Annotated in this window: 17 protein-coding genes; 10 read left to right on the top strand and 7 right to left on the bottom strand. The window is 46.0% G+C overall.

Annotation, left to right across the window (positions count from 1 at the left end):
* Nucleotides 1–3: 3 nt before the first annotated feature.
* The 6 genes from BLV33_RS01450 to BLV33_RS01425 all read left to right on the top strand — a co-directional run bounded on the left by BLV33_RS01450 (nucleotide 4) and on the right by BLV33_RS01425 (nucleotide 4,772).
* A complete protein-coding gene (locus tag BLV33_RS01450) occupies nucleotides 4–657 on the top strand; it encodes a response regulator transcription factor (RefSeq protein ID WP_090787399.1) in 654 nt (217 codons plus the stop codon).
* 92 nt (nucleotides 658–749) lie between these two features.
* A complete protein-coding gene (locus BLV33_RS01445; RefSeq protein WP_090787396.1) occupies nucleotides 750–1,385 on the top strand; it encodes a YktB family protein in 636 nt (211 codons plus the stop codon).
* Between the two features lie 63 nt (nucleotides 1,386–1,448).
* Nucleotides 1,449–2,171, top strand: a complete 723-nt coding sequence (locus BLV33_RS01440; protein WP_090787393.1) for a hypothetical protein — start codon at nucleotides 1,449–1,451, stop codon at nucleotides 2,169–2,171.
* A 167-nt stretch (nucleotides 2,172–2,338) separates the two neighbouring features.
* Nucleotides 2,339–3,067, top strand: coding sequence for an ABC transporter ATP-binding protein (locus tag BLV33_RS01435; protein ID WP_090787390.1), 729 nt, complete (start codon nucleotides 2,339–2,341; stop codon nucleotides 3,065–3,067).
* On the top strand, nucleotides 3,064–4,092 hold the full coding sequence (locus tag BLV33_RS01430) for an ABC transporter permease (RefSeq protein ID WP_090787388.1): 1,029 nt from the start codon (nucleotides 3,064–3,066) through the stop codon (nucleotides 4,090–4,092). Before BLV33_RS01435 ends, BLV33_RS01430 begins: the two co-directional genes overlap by 4 nt.
* A 23-nt stretch (nucleotides 4,093–4,115) precedes the next feature.
* Nucleotides 4,116–4,772, top strand: a complete 657-nt coding sequence (locus tag BLV33_RS01425; protein ID WP_090787385.1) for a TetR/AcrR family transcriptional regulator — start codon at nucleotides 4,116–4,118, stop codon at nucleotides 4,770–4,772.
* A 215-nt stretch (nucleotides 4,773–4,987) separates the two neighbouring features.
* Here the strand turns inward: BLV33_RS01425 and BLV33_RS01420 are convergent, their stop codons facing one another.
* The 3 genes from BLV33_RS01420 to BLV33_RS01410 form a co-directional block, all read right to left on the bottom strand.
* Nucleotides 4,988–5,239: a glycine zipper 2TM domain-containing protein gene (locus BLV33_RS01420; protein ID WP_090787382.1), complete on the bottom strand. Its 252-nt coding sequence runs from the start codon at nucleotides 5,237–5,239 to the stop codon at nucleotides 4,988–4,990.
* A 151-nt stretch (nucleotides 5,240–5,390) separates the two neighbouring features.
* Nucleotides 5,391–6,569 carry an MFS transporter gene (locus BLV33_RS01415; RefSeq protein ID WP_090787379.1) on the bottom strand — a complete coding sequence of 393 codons (1,179 nt, stop codon included), beginning with the start codon at nucleotides 6,567–6,569 and terminating at the stop codon, nucleotides 5,391–5,393.
* A 30-nt stretch (nucleotides 6,570–6,599) separates the two neighbouring features.
* On the bottom strand, nucleotides 6,600–7,889 hold the full coding sequence (locus BLV33_RS01410) for an MFS transporter (protein ID WP_090787376.1): 1,290 nt from the start codon (nucleotides 7,887–7,889) through the stop codon (nucleotides 6,600–6,602).
* A gap of 172 nt (nucleotides 7,890–8,061) precedes the next feature.
* On the opposite strand from BLV33_RS01410, the gene BLV33_RS01405 reads away from it, so the two are divergent.
* Both BLV33_RS01405 and BLV33_RS01400 read left to right on the top strand, forming a co-directional pair.
* Nucleotides 8,062–9,531, top strand: a complete 1,470-nt coding sequence (locus BLV33_RS01405) for an aminotransferase class I/II-fold pyridoxal phosphate-dependent enzyme (RefSeq protein ID WP_090787372.1) — start codon at nucleotides 8,062–8,064, stop codon at nucleotides 9,529–9,531.
* A gap of 88 nt (nucleotides 9,532–9,619) precedes the next feature.
* Nucleotides 9,620–10,039, top strand: coding sequence for a DUF1885 family protein (locus BLV33_RS01400; RefSeq protein ID WP_090787370.1), 420 nt, complete (start codon nucleotides 9,620–9,622; stop codon nucleotides 10,037–10,039).
* A gap of 55 nt (nucleotides 10,040–10,094) precedes the next feature.
* On the opposite strand, the gene BLV33_RS01395 is transcribed toward BLV33_RS01400, so the two are convergent.
* The 3 genes from BLV33_RS01395 to BLV33_RS01385 form a co-directional block, all read right to left on the bottom strand.
* Nucleotides 10,095–10,412: a DUF1292 domain-containing protein gene (locus BLV33_RS01395; protein ID WP_090787367.1), complete on the bottom strand. Its 318-nt coding sequence runs from the start codon at nucleotides 10,410–10,412 to the stop codon at nucleotides 10,095–10,097.
* Between the two features lie 94 nt (nucleotides 10,413–10,506).
* Nucleotides 10,507–11,127, bottom strand: a complete 621-nt coding sequence (locus tag BLV33_RS01390) for a stalk domain-containing protein (protein WP_090787365.1) — start codon at nucleotides 11,125–11,127, stop codon at nucleotides 10,507–10,509.
* Between the two features lie 69 nt (nucleotides 11,128–11,196).
* Nucleotides 11,197–12,090, bottom strand: coding sequence for an alpha/beta hydrolase (locus BLV33_RS01385; protein ID WP_090787363.1), 894 nt, complete (start codon nucleotides 12,088–12,090; stop codon nucleotides 11,197–11,199).
* 153 nt (nucleotides 12,091–12,243) lie between these two features.
* Here BLV33_RS01385 and BLV33_RS01380 point away from each other — a divergent pair, with 153 nt between their 5' ends.
* Both BLV33_RS01380 and BLV33_RS01375 read left to right on the top strand, forming a co-directional pair.
* Nucleotides 12,244–12,993, top strand: a complete 750-nt coding sequence (locus tag BLV33_RS01380; RefSeq protein WP_090787360.1) for an MBL fold metallo-hydrolase — start codon at nucleotides 12,244–12,246, stop codon at nucleotides 12,991–12,993.
* Nucleotides 12,994–13,166: 173 nt separating this feature from the next.
* On the top strand, nucleotides 13,167–14,789 hold the full coding sequence (locus BLV33_RS01375; protein WP_253186934.1) for an ATP-binding protein: 1,623 nt from the start codon (nucleotides 13,167–13,169) through the stop codon (nucleotides 14,787–14,789).
* Here the strand turns inward: BLV33_RS01375 and BLV33_RS01370 are convergent.
* Entirely contained in the window at nucleotides 14,780–15,223 is a 444-nt protein-coding gene (locus BLV33_RS01370; protein ID WP_090787358.1) for a GNAT family N-acetyltransferase, read from the bottom strand. The two genes, BLV33_RS01375 and BLV33_RS01370, sit on opposite strands and share 10 nt — an antisense overlap.
* Between the last annotated feature and the right edge of the window lie 124 nt (nucleotides 15,224–15,347).

Here is a 15,347-nt window from a genome sequence, read left to right as displayed (position 1 = left end):
TTCATGATTCATGTTCTCATCACAGATGATGATCCTTTTATCAGAGAGAGCTTAAAGCTTATTCTTGACCTCGATCCTGAGATCAGCGTTACAGGTACATGCGTGAATGGTGAAGAAGCCCTGCAAGCGATAAACCGGGGAAATCAGGTGGATATCGTGGTGATGGATATTCGCATGCCTGTTTGCGACGGGGTGCAGGGAACGATGAAAATCAAGCAGGCGCATCCGGAAATTCAGGTGCTTATCCTCACCACCTTTGATGACGACGAGTTTATTATTGAAGCCCTTCGCTATGGAGCCAGCGGTTACTTGCTGAAAAACATTCCGCCTGAGCAGATTATTCATGGTATCAAGACTGTTCACCAAGGCAGCTTGCTGATCCATCCCGATATCGCCAAGAAGCTCCCCGGCTTTATAGGAGCTCCTTCTCGCGCACCGAAGACTGCTGCCCAATCGCTTGCAAACTTCAAATTAACGTCTACCGAACAAACGGTTATTCAAAAGATCGCAGACGGGCTCTCAAACAAGGAAATCGCCCAGGAATTGTTCCTGAGCGAAGGCACGGTCAAAAATTATATAACAGAAATCCTCAGCAAATTGAACCTGCGGGACCGGACTCAAATCGCCATCTTTTTCTTGAAGAATCAGAGCATGTAACGATTTAGTTAGCCAAAGCCTAAATTGCAGGAGCTGCTGATTTGTTCTAGAATGTGAGTACACCCATATCGAGATAGAGGAGATAAGAATCTATGAGCTTTACAGGATTTGCACAAAAGGATTTCGACACTTTCCATATTGAAGGTCTGGATTCGCGAATGGAGGCGATTCGCGAACGGATTCAGCCCAAGTTTAAAGAGCTGGGGGATTCCCTTGCCGCTGATCTGTCCGTGCTCTCCGGCCATGATATGCATCTTCATATCGCCAAGCATTTGAGAAGAAAGATTCATCCCCCGGTAGATACCTGGCTGGCGATTTGCCATACGAAACGCGGCTACAAGCAGGTTCCTCATTTTCAAGTCGGGCTTTTTGATGATCGCCTGTTCATCTGGCTTGCACTGATTTATGAGCTTCCGAGCAAGCAGGCTATCGCCGATGCATATGCCAAAAACCTGAAGACGATCCGCAAAGAGCTGCCGGAGTCCTTTCTTCTATCCTTTGATCATATGAAAAAAGACACGGTCGCTGTAAAAGATATGGACAAAAAGGCTTGGATCGCTTCGCTCCAGCGTTTCAGGGATGTTAAAAAAGCGGAGCTGCTCATAGGCTTAAATCTAAGCGCAAATGATGCCATTGTAAGCGATGGCGATAAACTCGAGCAATTAATCAAGGAAACGTTTGAAAAATTGCTCCCTCTGTACAAGCTTGCACAAAAATTTGCGGGTTAAAAGCTTCATTACTGTATACACTATGCTTGTATTTCCAGACCCTTACAGTAAAGGAGCAAAATCATGAAAGCTGCATACACCAGGAAGTTAGTAATTAGCACGATCGTTCTCTCATTAACCTTAAGCGGAGGCACTATCTATGCGGCCAAACGTGTTAATCTGGCTGAGTCAGGTACAGAGGCCCAAACGAGCAAGAGCAACCAGAGCAGTGATGCAAGTAAAGTTCAGCACAAGGATCATCAAGCAAACAAGCAGGCTAAACATGAAGGCAAGGAGTTTCCGTTGTTAGAGGAAGCTGCATCCATTCTGGGGACCGATCAACAGTCACTTGAGAAGTCACTTCAGAGCGGTAAAAGTATCGTGGATGTGGCCAAGGAAAAAGGTATCAGCGAAGCTGATCTGACCTCGAAGCTGCGGGTACTGCGTGAAGCCAAGATCCAGGAAGCCGTGAAAAACGGCAAGCTGGATGCCGCCAGAGCCGATATGATGAAACAGCGATTGGATGAACATCTGAAATTCATGATTAATGAGAAAGGCCTGCATATGAGGAAAGACCATCATTTCAAGGACTCTTCCTCCCGCCTGCATCCGGATTTCGAAAAAATTGCCGAAGCACTCGGCATGACCAAGGATAATTTATCCATGGAGCTGAAAAGCGGCAAATCACTGGTTGAAATTGCTGCCGCAAAAGGCATGTCCAAGGTCAAGCTGGTGGATACGATCAAAGCACAATTAACTCCTTCCATTGAGCAAATGGTGGATCGCAAATACTCATTGAAGCATTAAGAGATTGAGACTTTTTCGTTTTAAGGGCTGTCCTTTCGAGGACAGTTCTTTTTTTGTAAAAATGAGCAAGTACTCACTTTACAAATTCAGCAGACAATAGTATAGTTAAATTATTAATGAGTGATTACTCACTTTATAGAGGAGTAACACTGAGAGGAGTCATAATCATGACCTTACAAACCTCTATTCGCGTCCTGCAGATCAACAAACAATTTGGCGAAAAAACCGTACTGCAGGATATCAATTTACAGGTGCAAAAGGCGGAGATCTTCGGTTTACTTGGTCCTTCCGGCTCCGGTAAAACGACCCTTGTCCGCTTGATCGCCGGCATTGATGATCCCACATCTGGCGAGGTTTATGTCCTCGACCAGCGCATGCCCCAGCTGGGGATGATGTCGCGCATCGGCTATATGGCGCAATCCGATGCATTGTATGCGGAGCTTACTGCACAAGAAAACATGGAATTCTTCGCTTCCTTATACGGACTAAGCGGAGCCAAAAGAAAGAGACGCATCCATGAAGTGATGGAACTCGTTGGCCTGACTGATCATTTGAAGAAGCAGGTATCTAGCTATTCAGGGGGCATGAAACGCAGACTGTCACTGGCGATCTCGCTGATTCATGAGCCTGGTATACTGATTCTTGATGAACCTACCGTCGGGATCGATCCTGTTTTGCGCAAATCAATCTGGATGGAGCTGGAGAAGCTTAGCTCTCAGGGAACCACCATACTCCTTACGACACATGTCATGGATGAAGCGGATAAATGCCATCGCCTGGGAATGATTCGGGACGGAGCCTTAATTGCTGTTGGCTCCCCGCACGAGCTAAAGCTAGCCACCTCTTCTCCAACGATCGAAGAAGCCTTTCTTTATTATGGAGGTGTGCGTTCATGAGAGTCAGAGCCGTTATTATTCGAATCCTGAAGCAATTTTTGCATGATAAAAGAACACTGGCCATGATGATTGTCGCGCCGATGCTGATTTTATATATGATGTCGCTTGTGTTTAATGGCGAAACGTATCATCCCAAGCTTGGAGTCGTCAACCTGTCGGATGCCATCATCCAGAAGCTGCAGGCGCAAGGAGCAGAAGTGACTGCCTATGATGTTGAACAAGCCGATAAGGAGCTTGCGGACGTTCACCTGGATGCCGTCATCCGGTTAGAATCCGGTGCACCGCAAATCAAGCTGGAAGGCAGCGACCCTGCGAAGAGCAAAGCCGTGCTTTTCTTGCTGCAAAAGGCTCTGCAAAGCTCAGCACCGAATCCAGCTTCGCTGCCGCAGCCCTCAATCAGCTATCTGCATGGCTCGGAAAGCATGGCGGCTTTTGACAATTTCGGACCCGTACTTATCGGATTCTTCGTCTTCTTCTTTGTCTTCCTGCTTTCCGGTGTATCCTTCCTGCGGGAAAGAACAGGCGGAACCCTGGAACGATTGCTGGCTTCCCCTCTCAAGCGATGGGAGATCGTCGTCGGCTACATTCTCGGCTTTGGTATCTTTACAACCTTGCAGGCAGCTTTGATTGCCTGGTTTGCGACAAGCGTTCTTGGCCTGATGATGGTCGGCTCTTTCTGGTATGTTCTGCTGATAACCGTGCTGCTGTCACTCACCGCACTAACGCTGGGAACACTGATTTCCGCTTTTGCCAATAACGAATTTCAAATGATTCAATTCATTCCGCTGATCATTGTTCCACAGGTGTTTTTCTCCGGCTTGTTCAGTCTCGACACAATGTCTGTGTGGCTGCGCTGGATTGGAGTCGTCATGCCGCTGAGGTATGGAGCTGATGCCTTGAGGAGCATTATGATTCGCGGCGGCGGCTGGGATCGCATTTTCCTGGACGTTCTTGTGCTGGCCGGCTTTTCCTTGCTGTTCATGCTGCTCAACATTCTGGCATTAAGAAAGCATCGCAGGATATAATGGACATGGAATGAGGTGAGAAAATGTCCGAAATGGAGCAATGGCTCGCAGAGCTGATCAAGCTAAACGATGAAGATGACAAAATGACCGAGAAGCAAATCAAAATCGTGCAAGCCGCGGTTGAGATATTTTCCGAAAAAGGCTACTCCGGCTCCTCCACCAGTGAAATAGCGCAAAAGGCCGGAGTTGCCGAAGGAACGATATTCCGACATTATAAAACCAAAAAAGACCTGCTGCTATCCATAGTGGCGCCGACTATGACGAAATTGATCGCCCCGTTTGCGCTTAAGGATTTCACCAGGATTCTTGAAGCCGATTATCCGGAAGCCGAAGATTTCTTAAGAGCTGTTATCCGCAATCGGATGGAGTTTGCACGCAAAAACACACCTGTTATAAAAATATTTTTACATGAAATTCCGTTTCATGCGGAGCTGCAGGCCCAATTTAAAGAATTGGCAGCCAAGCAGGTGGTGCAAAGAGCGGAAAAAGCGGTAAAGCATTTCCAGTCCCAGGGCAAGATGATTGAGCTTCCCTCATCAACGGCCATTCGTTTAATAGCCACCACCATCATTGGGCTCATCCTATCGCGATTTCTTTTTCTGCCTGAAGCAGACTGGGATGAAGACCGGGAAATCGAATATACGATCGATTACATCATGCACGGATTGGCGCCAAGATGACACAAGGATAAACAGATAAGCCATCCTAATTGACGAGCGCGTTTGTCAAGGTTGATGCGAAGCATCAACAAAAAAATAGACCACTTGGCGTGGTCCGGTAAAATTTCTCCCCCAGCAAGTAAGCGAGGGTGCAGAGTTGCCCCGGCACCCTGCTTTTCCTCATAACTAAATGATGCTGGCCCTGATTTCGTTTCTCAGCTCCGCCGTTACCACCATTAACTACGCTCGTTTTTCGCGTCTTTGTTGGCTCCTTCGGTACCTTCTGCTCCTTCACCCATCTTGTTGCCCATCACTGCGCCAGCGACGCCTCCTACAATAGTACCCACCGGCCCCAATAGGGAGCCCGCGGCAGCACCCGCAACACCACCGCCTACTGTTCCTACAGCTTCACCAGTGTCAACACCGTTCGTGTTATTCTTATTTCGACCAGCAGCACCGTTCCGATTGCGATTGTTGTTTTCAGCCATCCTTCTCACTCCTTCGTTTTATGATTGGGAAGCGCGGCTGATTCACCAGCACAGTCCCAGAACATATTGTGCCCGACCAGACTTGAAGGATTCTTAAATTTTAGGGAAAGAATGAATTGGCGAAAACATGCATTTTTTCTTTGGGAAAATGTCAAGACGCGTGTGCAGCAGGGCCGCGGTCAAGTGCAAGGAAACGGAACAGCAGAAGCGTGGCCGCCATACACAGAACCCCGCCGATAAGAAACGGCAGCGACTGATTCAAGGTAAAGACAGCGCCGCCCAAGAGCGGTCCTGCAATACGGCCCAGGCTGTCCATGGACGAGTTCAAGCCCGTCGTTACTCCTTGGCCTACATTCGTCCTTTGTGTGATCAAGGAGATCACACAGGGCCGTATGAGTGCGTTGCCAGCGCCAAATACCGAGAGATAGATGGCGGCGGTCAGCACGCTCGAGGATAGCAGCAGCAGGAAGAAGCCTGCCGCGGAAATGATTAAGCCAATCGCGATAACACGTTGTTCGGCTCCTTTTTTAACAAGCCTTCTGACCACTCCGCCCTGAATTAAAGCCCCTACGATTCCGCTCGCCAGAAACATCATGCCGATATCAAACGGTGTGGCCCCAACTTTGGCCATTTCAAAATACTGCAGAGTCGCTTCCAATCCGGCAAGCGTGAAGGTAACTAAAAATGAGAGCATGTATAAATATTTCAGCGAACCGGCAAATGCTGTCCACCTTGAAGGCTTTTTCGCTTGTTTATCGGCTTGTTTGGTTGTCCGCTTTTCTGGAGGAAGGGATTCCTTCAAGACGGACAGCGCAAACAAAAAAGTCGCGAAGGATAAGCCTGCTGCAGCGAAGAAGGGAAGCGCCGTTCCCCATTTGCTTAATATGCCGCCAATCGCAGGTCCAAAAATAAATCCAAGTCCGATGGACATACCGACGAGTCCCATCCCTTTGGTGCGGTTTTCCTCGGTGGTGATATCTGCCACATATGCAACCGCACAGGCCGTAGCCGCTCCAGAGAATAAGCCGCCTAGAATTCTTGAAACATACATGATCCACAAATGGCCGTCAGCAAAGCCGAATATCAAGAAGCTTACGCAAAAGCCAAGCAGTCCAATCATAATGATCGGCCGTCTCCCGATCCTGTCCGAAACGGATCCCCAAATGGGAGACATCAAGAATGAGGCCGCCGAATAAACGGAGAGCAGCAGTGCATTATGAAATGTAGCACCGGCATTTTTAACCACTTCAGGCAATATAGGAATAATAATCCCAAAACCAATAAATATAGTCATTAGCAGCAGCATGATGACCATGATCTGTTTATTCACTGTGCTTGTCCCCCATGCGCTTGTTTCTTATTATCGTAACACAACTTTTTTGGGAGTGGAAATGAACAATTGAAGAACAAGTAATGCAATCAAGACGATTCCGCTTACCCAAAAAGGCGCCTGGGGTCCATATACATCCCAAAGCTTGCCGGAAACAATCGGTCCGACAATCATGCCGCTTCCTTCAATGGTCAGAAAAAAACCCCATACGGCCCCGCGTTTATCCGGAGGTATCGCAGAAGCAATCAAAGCGTTCCAGGAAGGAATCATGAAAGCATATCCAAGCCCTAACAGAGCAACAAACACATATAATAAGGTTAATGAATGAATACTTGTAAAAATCAGCAGAGTTGCCGAACTGATGGCAAGGCCAACCGTCAAAAACCATCGAATCCCAAAGCGGTCCACAAGCTTACCTACAGGAATCAGAAAGATCACAGTGACGATCCCGCCGACAATGAGAAACAGGCTGTATTGACTCGAGCTGAGCTTCAAAATTTCCTTGGCATATAATGTCAGGATTGGAGTTAAAATTCCGAGCGCAAAGGATTGGGCGAACATGGCGGGAAATAAAAGCGGGCTAACCGACATGGATCGTTTGACTTCACGATAGTAATTGATTATTCTTTCCTTTCTGCTTGACACCGCTTTTTTAGTTGACGACTGCACTTTTTTTTGCGGCTGTTTGGGCAGCAATCCCGGGCCTGCAGATGATGCTTTTTCGGTCTGCCCAGGAGCTTTTCTCGGCAGCAAAAAAGCAACTAGCACAACTGCAAGAGTGCAGCCGACGATGAGGCGAAAAGCCAAATGATAGTCCGAGTCAAGTATGAAAAAATTAATCACGACGGGTCCGAGACCCACGCCGGATAACCAAGCCATATAAACAACACTCATGATCGTACCCTTGGCTTCATCTCCTGCAACCTCGGTGGACCCAGTTACCACACATGGCCATAACGGCGCCGTACCAAGCCCCAGCAAGGTGCAAGCGATTATGGTCCAAATGTACTCGGATGTCGTAGCTATAATGACAACGGAAAGCAGGGTTATAATCACGCCGCTGAGCATCGTTGTTCGATAGCCGATCTTGTCTATAATCCAGCCTACTGGTGTGCGCAGGATGTTATCGCCAATGTATTGTGCCGCAAGCGTCCATCCGATCACAAAGGCAGACGCGTTCAGCGCCGTTTTCATATATACTGGGAGTATCGTTAGCAGCAGTGCGCCTTTGACGAATTCGACCACAAGCATAATGAACAATAATTTCAATACAAAAGGCGATATAATGCGGCTGTCCTTCAAAGATTGCAGCAGCTTCATTCGTCTATCCTCCCGACAAGCAGCTTCCTATATAGAGCATTTTTGTTAGTGTAGCCCCCTGCTGCGCAAACTATTTTCAAAAATTCACTTGCATCCCAACTCTATTTTGTTATACTCAGTTTGTTTGTTGCAACATTCGACAAATCCATATTAGAAAGGAAGAGATGCCCAGGTGGATCATCATCAGACACCCCTGTTCTCCGCTCTGCTCCGTCATGCTGAGAAAAATCCGATTCAATTTCATATTCCAGGACATAAGAAAGGTGTCGGCATGGATCCGGAATTTCGTTCCTTTATTGGAGATAATGCCTTGTCCATCGACCTTATTAATATAGCACCGCTGGATGACCTTCATCAACCAACCGGTATCATTGAAGAAGCGCAGCAGCTTGCAGCCGATGCTTATGGCGCCGACTACACTTTCTTCTCCGTCCAAGGCACCAGTGGTGCGATCATGACCATGATTATGACGGTATGCTCACAGGGCGATAAAATTATCGTTCCTCGCAATGTCCACAAATCTGTTATGGCTGCTATTATATTTATCGGCGCCAAACCGGTATTTATTTCTCCTGCCCGGGATAAAAATCTGGGGATTGATCACGGAATCACCACTCGGTCCGTGCGCAGAGCGCTGGAAAAGCATCCGGATGCCAAAGCTGTCCTCGTCATCAATCCGACTTATTTCGGTGTCTGCGCCGATCTGAAAGAGATTGTCGAGCTTGTTCACAGCTACCATATGCCAGTGCTGGTGGATGAAGCTCACGGCTCATTGATTCATTTTCATGAGAAAATGCCGCTATCTGCCATGGAAGCGGGAGCGGATATGGCTGCAACAAGCATTCACAAGCTGGGTGGTTCCTTGACACAAAGCTCTGTACTCAATGTCAAAGGAAACCGTGTCAATCCCAAAAGGATTCAGACGATTATCAGTATGCTTACAACAACATCAACGTCTTATATATTATTGGGTTCTCTGGATACAGCACGCAGACATTTGGCGCTGAACGGAAGAGCACTCGCTGAACAAACGCTAGCGCTTGCTGATTATGCGAGGAAACATATTAATGAAATTCCAGGCCTCTATTGCTTCGGCGAAGAAATACTCGGAACTGAAGCGACTTTCGATTATGACGCTACCAAGCTGTGCATCCATGTTAGAAAGCTGGGCATTACCGGATACGACGCAGAGAATTGGTTAAGAGATACTTACAATATTGAAGTCGAGCTCAGTGATATGTATAACATCCTTTGCTTCGTCACCCCCGGAGATATCATGGACAATGTGGTCACCCTGATTAAGGCCCTGAAGGAATTTGCCGAGCTTAATTTCAATCCGGCCAAAATCAATGAGGTGGTCATCGAAGTGCCGGATATCCCCCAGCTGACCTTATCACCTCGTGACGCTTTTTATGGTGAAACCGAAACCATCCCTTTCAAGGAGTCCGCTGACCGCATCATAGCCGAGTTCATATATGTCTACCCTCCTGGAATTCCCATATTGCTGCCGGGAGAAGTGATCACCCAAGATCTGATCAACTACATCGTTGATCATGTGGATGTAGGCCTCCCAGTGAAGGGTCCCGAGGACCGCAGTGTTCAAAATGTGAAGGTCATCGTGGAAACCCAAGCTATCTTCTAACGGTGACAAGATAGTAATTATTGTAAAACCATGCTCCCGATGCTATGATATTTGTGACATTGTGATGGTTGGAGGTGCTTATCAGAGAATGGGTCAAAGCGCGTATATCAAATTAGTATCAGGATCATCGGTCCCCTCTCTTACCCTGGATGAGGTAAAGGACAAGCTTATGCATTACCGGGAACAGCTTGCCCAAACTGCCAAACAGCTGGGCTGGGATTACGACGAAGCCGGATTTCCTTACACCTTTGAATCAAAGCCCGAAGGAAAGAATGAATGGTTTTATCTGAAGGGTATTAATTCGCTGTACAAATACATTGTTTTCGGTGTGGGCAGTAAGCAGGAGAATGACGAGGAACGGCATTTTATCCAGGTGGTTCTTCCCGATGATGCCACCCATGGCGACAAAAGCAAGGGCAATGAGCTTTGCAAGCATTTGGGGAAAGATCTCAAAGCGGAGCTGCATTTATTCAATGGTCGGGTCATGTATTTCAATCCAAGAAAGTGAACCAACAAAAAAGCCCCGCGGGAACAAACTTCCGCATGGGCTTTTTTTTATGTAGTTAATTGTTTTCATCCGTTTCCTGAGCAATGATTTCATTGTAAATCGTTACGACACGCTCCCACTCGGCTTCATCTTCAATGTTCACCAGGAAAGCTTCCTCATTCTCTTCCTCAATGCGGAAGATAACACCATCGGCGTCGGGATCGTTGCGATCCAAAAGGACAGCATACGCATGATCCTGCGATTCAAACGTATATACCATGACCATCTCATGTTCTTTTCCGTTTTCGTCGGTTACAACAAAAACATCCTCGCCTTGCTCGGAGTCGTGGTCAGAGTCAGGACCGTGTGAATGATTGTGCTCATGATCGCTCACTGGCAGAACCTCATTTCGTCTGAAATTGTTTTCCTAGGTATCGTAACATTTTCATGGAAAGAGGTCAAACGTCCTGCATCTGGCCAAACAGCTATTATTCGGACGAAATTTGCTTTTCTGCAACTACCGTATAGGAGCTGTCGCCTTCCAGCATCATTGAAAATTTAACTGTATAGATGCCGCTCTCATCAAACGAAACGTTTTTGAAAGCCAAAGGCCACCAGAACGTTTGTTTCTGCTCACTAATCGACTTTTCTACCGAAGTAACCGCAGACTGACCGCTCGGAGTGGTTATAGAAACCCGCACGGAAGAGAGATTCGCCTTTAAATTGTCAACCTGAGTAAATACGACAAAATCAATTCGTTTCCCCTGCTTGACAACGCCGAAAGGCTGTTCCATGCTGTTGTCCTTGCCGATATCGCGAACCAGAATCATGTGCACATTCGGTTTAAACAAGGAAATCGTTTGATTGCCGCTATCCCATTGAACCAATGCTTGAAGTGAGCTTGCCAGAGAACGCAGCGGCAGGACCGTACTGCCTTTCACAACGAAAGCCGGAACATCCGAACTGGAAAAATACTGTGTCTCCCCATTGACATTTAACCTGGCTTTGCTGTAACCTTCAAAATCTCCCCATAACGATGATGCCACGACGGTAGCCGTACTAAGTACAAATATTACCAGCATCAAGGTAAACAATCGTTGAACCTTCATACCTTTACCTCCAACCCTTTCAAGATTCTTTGTGCATCTTTATACGCCTCGAGAATCGAAGAGTTGCGATTAATTTCGCAAATGTTCAAAAAAAGCGAGCAATCTGGAAGTATATTCCTGAGTATACAATTGATAGGTTCCCACATGGCCGGCTTTCTCAGTTTTCCAGAACTCAAACCGATCCTGATGCATCCTCCACATCTTCTCACTTTGCGTAAAAGGGATGGCCATATCGTCCTGACTATGAATGAAAAGCACGGGTCTCGGATAGATTTGCTGGACTGCAATTAAGGCATCAACCTGGTGCGGATCAATACCCGTCAGGCGTGGAAGAATGGTTAAGATTAGCCATGTAAATGGGAAGTTAGGCAGCTTCGACCAAACAGATAAATTTTGACTCAAATAAGATTTTAATTGGCTAAAAGGACTGTCTGCGACTACGCCCGCGATATCCGGCGCTTCTGCGGCTGCAAGCAATGATGTAGTAGCACCCATGGAATATCCAATAAGGCCGATCTTGCCAGGTTGATGTTCGCGCACCCAATCAATGGCTCCAAGCAGATCCTGCTTTTCCGAGAAGCCGACTGTAGTCATTTGACCGCTGGAGAGCCCGGAATTGCGAAAATCAAACATCAGTACGGTATAGCCGGCTTCGACAAGCCTCTTGGCTAGCGACAATGCAGGCAATCCTTTTTCCAATCGTGTACCGGCATAGCCATGGGATAAAATAAGGGTCATAGGCGAATCAGAATCTTGATTGGCTGAAGTAAGCAGCCAGCCAGCCAGTTTAACATCCAGCGTTCTGCTCGTAAATTCAATTTCCTGATACGTCAAACCATAATTTTCAGGGGAATCATCAAGAGGCAGCCGCAATGGATGTGTCAGCTTCCAGCCCACAAACCCGGAAATCCCCAAGCATCCGGCCATCAACAGCAATAAAACTATGAGAACAATCCAGATCATCTTTATTCTTGCACCCCTCTTGGATACCTGCTTCATTTAGTATAACCCTGCATTCAGCTGTTCGAAAGTGTTTTCATATAAGTATTGATATTCAGAGCTATCCCATGCTACATTAGAAAAAGCACGACTTTTGTCGAAACTGGGGGCAACTGAATGAGTTTTCAAATTCAAATGATTGGAACCGGCAGCGCATTTGCCAAAAAATATTATAATACAAATGCGCTCCTAATAAGCAATGAGTTTAAATTGTTAATAGATTGCGGTTTCACAGCTTCAAAGTCGCTTTATGAGTTAGGCCTTGGATTCGATCAAATTGACGGTATTTTAATTACTCACATCCACGCCGACCATGTTGGCGGCCTTGAGGAAGCAGCCTTTCGGCTCTATTACAAATACCGTAAAAAAATCAAGCTGTTCGTTCCTGCTCTTCTTGCACATAAGCTATGGGAAAATACACTCCGCGGCGGGCTGGAAAACGCAGGCGAAAATTTGACGAGCTTGTCTGATTTCTTTGATTTAATTTTATTGGAAGAAGGCGTCAAGAGCATGCTTCATGATGGACTTTCCATAGAAATAATCGAAACCACACATATTCCCACCAAAACAAGCTACTCCCTGTTTATCAATGATTCTGTCTTTTACAGTGCAGACATTCAATTTATTCCTGGCTTATTGCTGGATGAGGTGCTGGGCAAACGCAAATGCTCCTACATTCTTCATGATTGCCAGCTGAAAGGTCCGGCTATCGTCCATGCCACATTGGAACAGCTCTTAACCTTGCCGACTGAGGTTCATTCCAAAATTTACTTAATGCATTATGAAGATGAGATGGAAAATTACATAGACCGTGCCGGCCAAATGACCTTTTTGAAGCAGCATGAAGTTTACTCTTTCGGTACTTAGCATATTTTGAACCCATTGGTTTTCCTCCTAAGGGTTCTTTTTTTTCTGGCTTCTCACATTTTTAAGCAAAAAGGAAAATGCAGGGATTTCATGAGTGTATAGAGAAATTATGACGTGGGTGTAAATGGCTGAATGCTCGATATCAAGGTTTAAAACACTCAGGAGATGATACAGTGTTTCTAAATTTCATTTTATATGTATATGCATGTCTGTTCACCGTGTCCTCGATCTTCATGCAGGAAACTTCCATGCCGTTCTTTTTGATATTTTGTTTACTTTTGTTTATTCTGAGCATAAGGCTTTCTATTCTTCCGGCATGGGCACCGTGGGTTCGCTTACTTCTAATTTGTTGTTTTCATGTAGTTTCACAGTCGAATTGGTGTCAGCCCTTATATCTGCTAGCCATGGTGAAAGACACATATGCAGAAGAGAATCGCCGGAAAACCATGGTTCTGTCACTTACTTATGCATTGTTCTATATGTTTACTTCTTTTTTCGTTCTGAAAAAAGAAATTTCCACCATGATCATGTTTTTCCAGATTATGAATTTGGTGAACTTCTTGGCAACCGCTTTTCTTACCCGATCGATTTTCTCTGCTGTCAAGCAAACGGAATTGCTAAAAAAAGAAAAAAAATTCCTCTCAACGCAGGACACTCTGACTGGGCTTTACAATTACAGTGAATTTCATCGCAAGCTGGAGGACTTTGCCGCAAAAGACTTGCCTTTCTTATTGGTTCTCATTGATTGTACGGATTTGAAATCGCTCAATAACTCCAGAGGCTTTCAAGCAGGGAACATGATTCTTAAACAAGTTGCAGAACTGCTCAAAATCTTATTTAAAGATACCCTGATTATATCCCGCTATGGCGGTGACGAATTTGCCATGGTGCTTCCCGTGACCGATGAAGACAAATCATTGACGACTGCCAGGCATCTGCTCGAAAATGAACTGCCCAAGCTGACGGGTATCCAAATTACATACGGGATCGCCGCTTTCCCTATGAATGGCCAAACCAAAGATGAATTAATCCTTGTAGCCGAGCACCATTTATTTATGATGAAAAGGGAGATGTGGCTAAAACGCGAGGAGCATATGCTGCGATCGGAAAAATTGCGTGTTGTGGGTGAATTGGCTTCCGGAATGGCTCATGAGATTCGCAATCCCCTGACGACGGTCAAAGGCTTTTTGCAAATCTCCAAGGCTAACGGTTACAACATTGAAAATTGGTATGCCTTGATCATGGATGAAATTAATCGGATGAGTGATTTAACTGCGGAATTTTTGCAGTTTTCCAAACCGCATGCCACGCAATTTCGCGTTCAATCCTTACATGACTGCATCCTGCGCGTAATCTCCTTGACAGAGTCCGAAGCAGCCAAGCTGGGCCATCAGCTTCATTATGAGCACCCCAAAGAGCCGATCCATGTCATTATGGATCAGGACAAAATGGTGCAGCTGCTGCTTAATCTAGTCAAAAACGCCTATGAAGCGATACAGGAAAAAGGTATCGTTAACCTGTGTCTTTTCCGGAAAAACCATCATGCGATCTTGATCGTCCAGGATAATGGACAAGGCATACCCTCGGACCAACTGGAAAAGATTTTCCATCCCTTTTATACGACGAAAGAAAGTGGAACAGGACTGGGATTAGCCATTTGCCATAAAATTGTTCAGGATCATCAAGGCACAATGGGAGTTGAAAGTGTGCTCCATCAAGGGACCACCTTCACAATTACTTTACCTGTTGTGTACGATGACAATGATGCGGAATTTATTCAAGCAGCTTATATTTGAAGCGCCTTTTCCATTCTGTGATGCAAAATACCCGCATCATAAAACGGTTCAGCTGATGTTATGATGTAGCCGAGCTTCAAATAAAATTCCTCTGCATGACACTGTCCATCGAGGATACTTGCCTTACATCCATGCTCCCTGGCATGCTGCTCCATAGCCAGTATCATTTGCTTGCCCAAACTTTGTCCGCGGTGAGCTTGAAGCACAGCTACTCTTTGAAGCTTCGCTGTATGCGGATTATACTTATACCAGCGGCCCGTTGCAACTGGCATCCCGTTATCCAGCAAAAGCAGATGATGGCAAGCTTCCGGAGATTCGTCCTTTTCATCCATTTCTAGATCATGCGGTACTTTTTGCTCTTCAACAAAAACCTTTTTACGGATGATAAAGCATTGCTCCAATTCATGTTGACCAGTTACGCGTATGATTTCCATTAGTCGGATGTCCCTTCTCTATGTATCTTGAATGTCTTTTTGATCATATCCCACAAAGAGGAAACTTGTCCAACCAAGCACATTTCGATTTGAAGCGTTTTTTTGGTACAATGAACAATGAAGT

Origin of the sequence: Paenibacillus sp. GP183, assembly GCF_900104695.1 — a bacterium.
Taxonomy (GTDB): Bacteria; Bacillota; Bacilli; order Paenibacillales; family NBRC-103111; genus Paenibacillus_AI.
The sequence above is the reverse complement of the archived record's forward strand: the minus strand, read 5'-3'. Positions and strand labels throughout refer to the sequence as shown.

What these genes read in the sequence shown, in the direction of transcription:
- BLV33_RS01450 (WP_090787399.1), top strand. Translation starts at nt 4, where the DNA reads ATGATTCATGTTCTCATCACAGATGATGATCCTTTTATCAGAGAGAGC.
- BLV33_RS01445 (WP_090787396.1), top strand. Translation starts at nt 750, where the DNA reads ATGAGCTTTACAGGATTTGCACAAAAGGATTTCGACACTTTCCATATT.
- BLV33_RS01440 (WP_090787393.1), top strand. Translation starts at nt 1,449, where the DNA reads ATGAAAGCTGCATACACCAGGAAGTTAGTAATTAGCACGATCGTTCTC.
- BLV33_RS01435 (WP_090787390.1), top strand. Translation starts at nt 2,339, where the DNA reads ATGACCTTACAAACCTCTATTCGCGTCCTGCAGATCAACAAACAATTT.
- BLV33_RS01430 (WP_090787388.1), top strand. Translation starts at nt 3,064, where the DNA reads ATGAGAGTCAGAGCCGTTATTATTCGAATCCTGAAGCAATTTTTGCAT.
- BLV33_RS01425 (WP_090787385.1), top strand. Translation starts at nt 4,116, where the DNA reads ATGTCCGAAATGGAGCAATGGCTCGCAGAGCTGATCAAGCTAAACGAT.
- BLV33_RS01420 (WP_090787382.1), bottom strand. Translation starts at nt 5,239, where the DNA reads ATGGCTGAAAACAACAATCGCAATCGGAACGGTGCTGCTGGTCGAAAT.
- BLV33_RS01410 (WP_090787376.1), bottom strand. Translation starts at nt 7,889, where the DNA reads ATGAAGCTGCTGCAATCTTTGAAGGACAGCCGCATTATATCGCCTTTT.
- BLV33_RS01400 (WP_090787370.1), top strand. Translation starts at nt 9,620, where the DNA reads ATGGGTCAAAGCGCGTATATCAAATTAGTATCAGGATCATCGGTCCCC.
- BLV33_RS01390 (WP_090787365.1), bottom strand. Translation starts at nt 11,127, where the DNA reads ATGAAGGTTCAACGATTGTTTACCTTGATGCTGGTAATATTTGTACTT.
- BLV33_RS01385 (WP_090787363.1), bottom strand. Translation starts at nt 12,090, where the DNA reads ATGATCTGGATTGTTCTCATAGTTTTATTGCTGTTGATGGCCGGATGC.
- BLV33_RS01380 (WP_090787360.1), top strand. Translation starts at nt 12,244, where the DNA reads ATGAGTTTTCAAATTCAAATGATTGGAACCGGCAGCGCATTTGCCAAA.
- BLV33_RS01370 (WP_090787358.1), bottom strand. Translation starts at nt 15,223, where the DNA reads ATGGAAATCATACGCGTAACTGGTCAACATGAATTGGAGCAATGCTTT.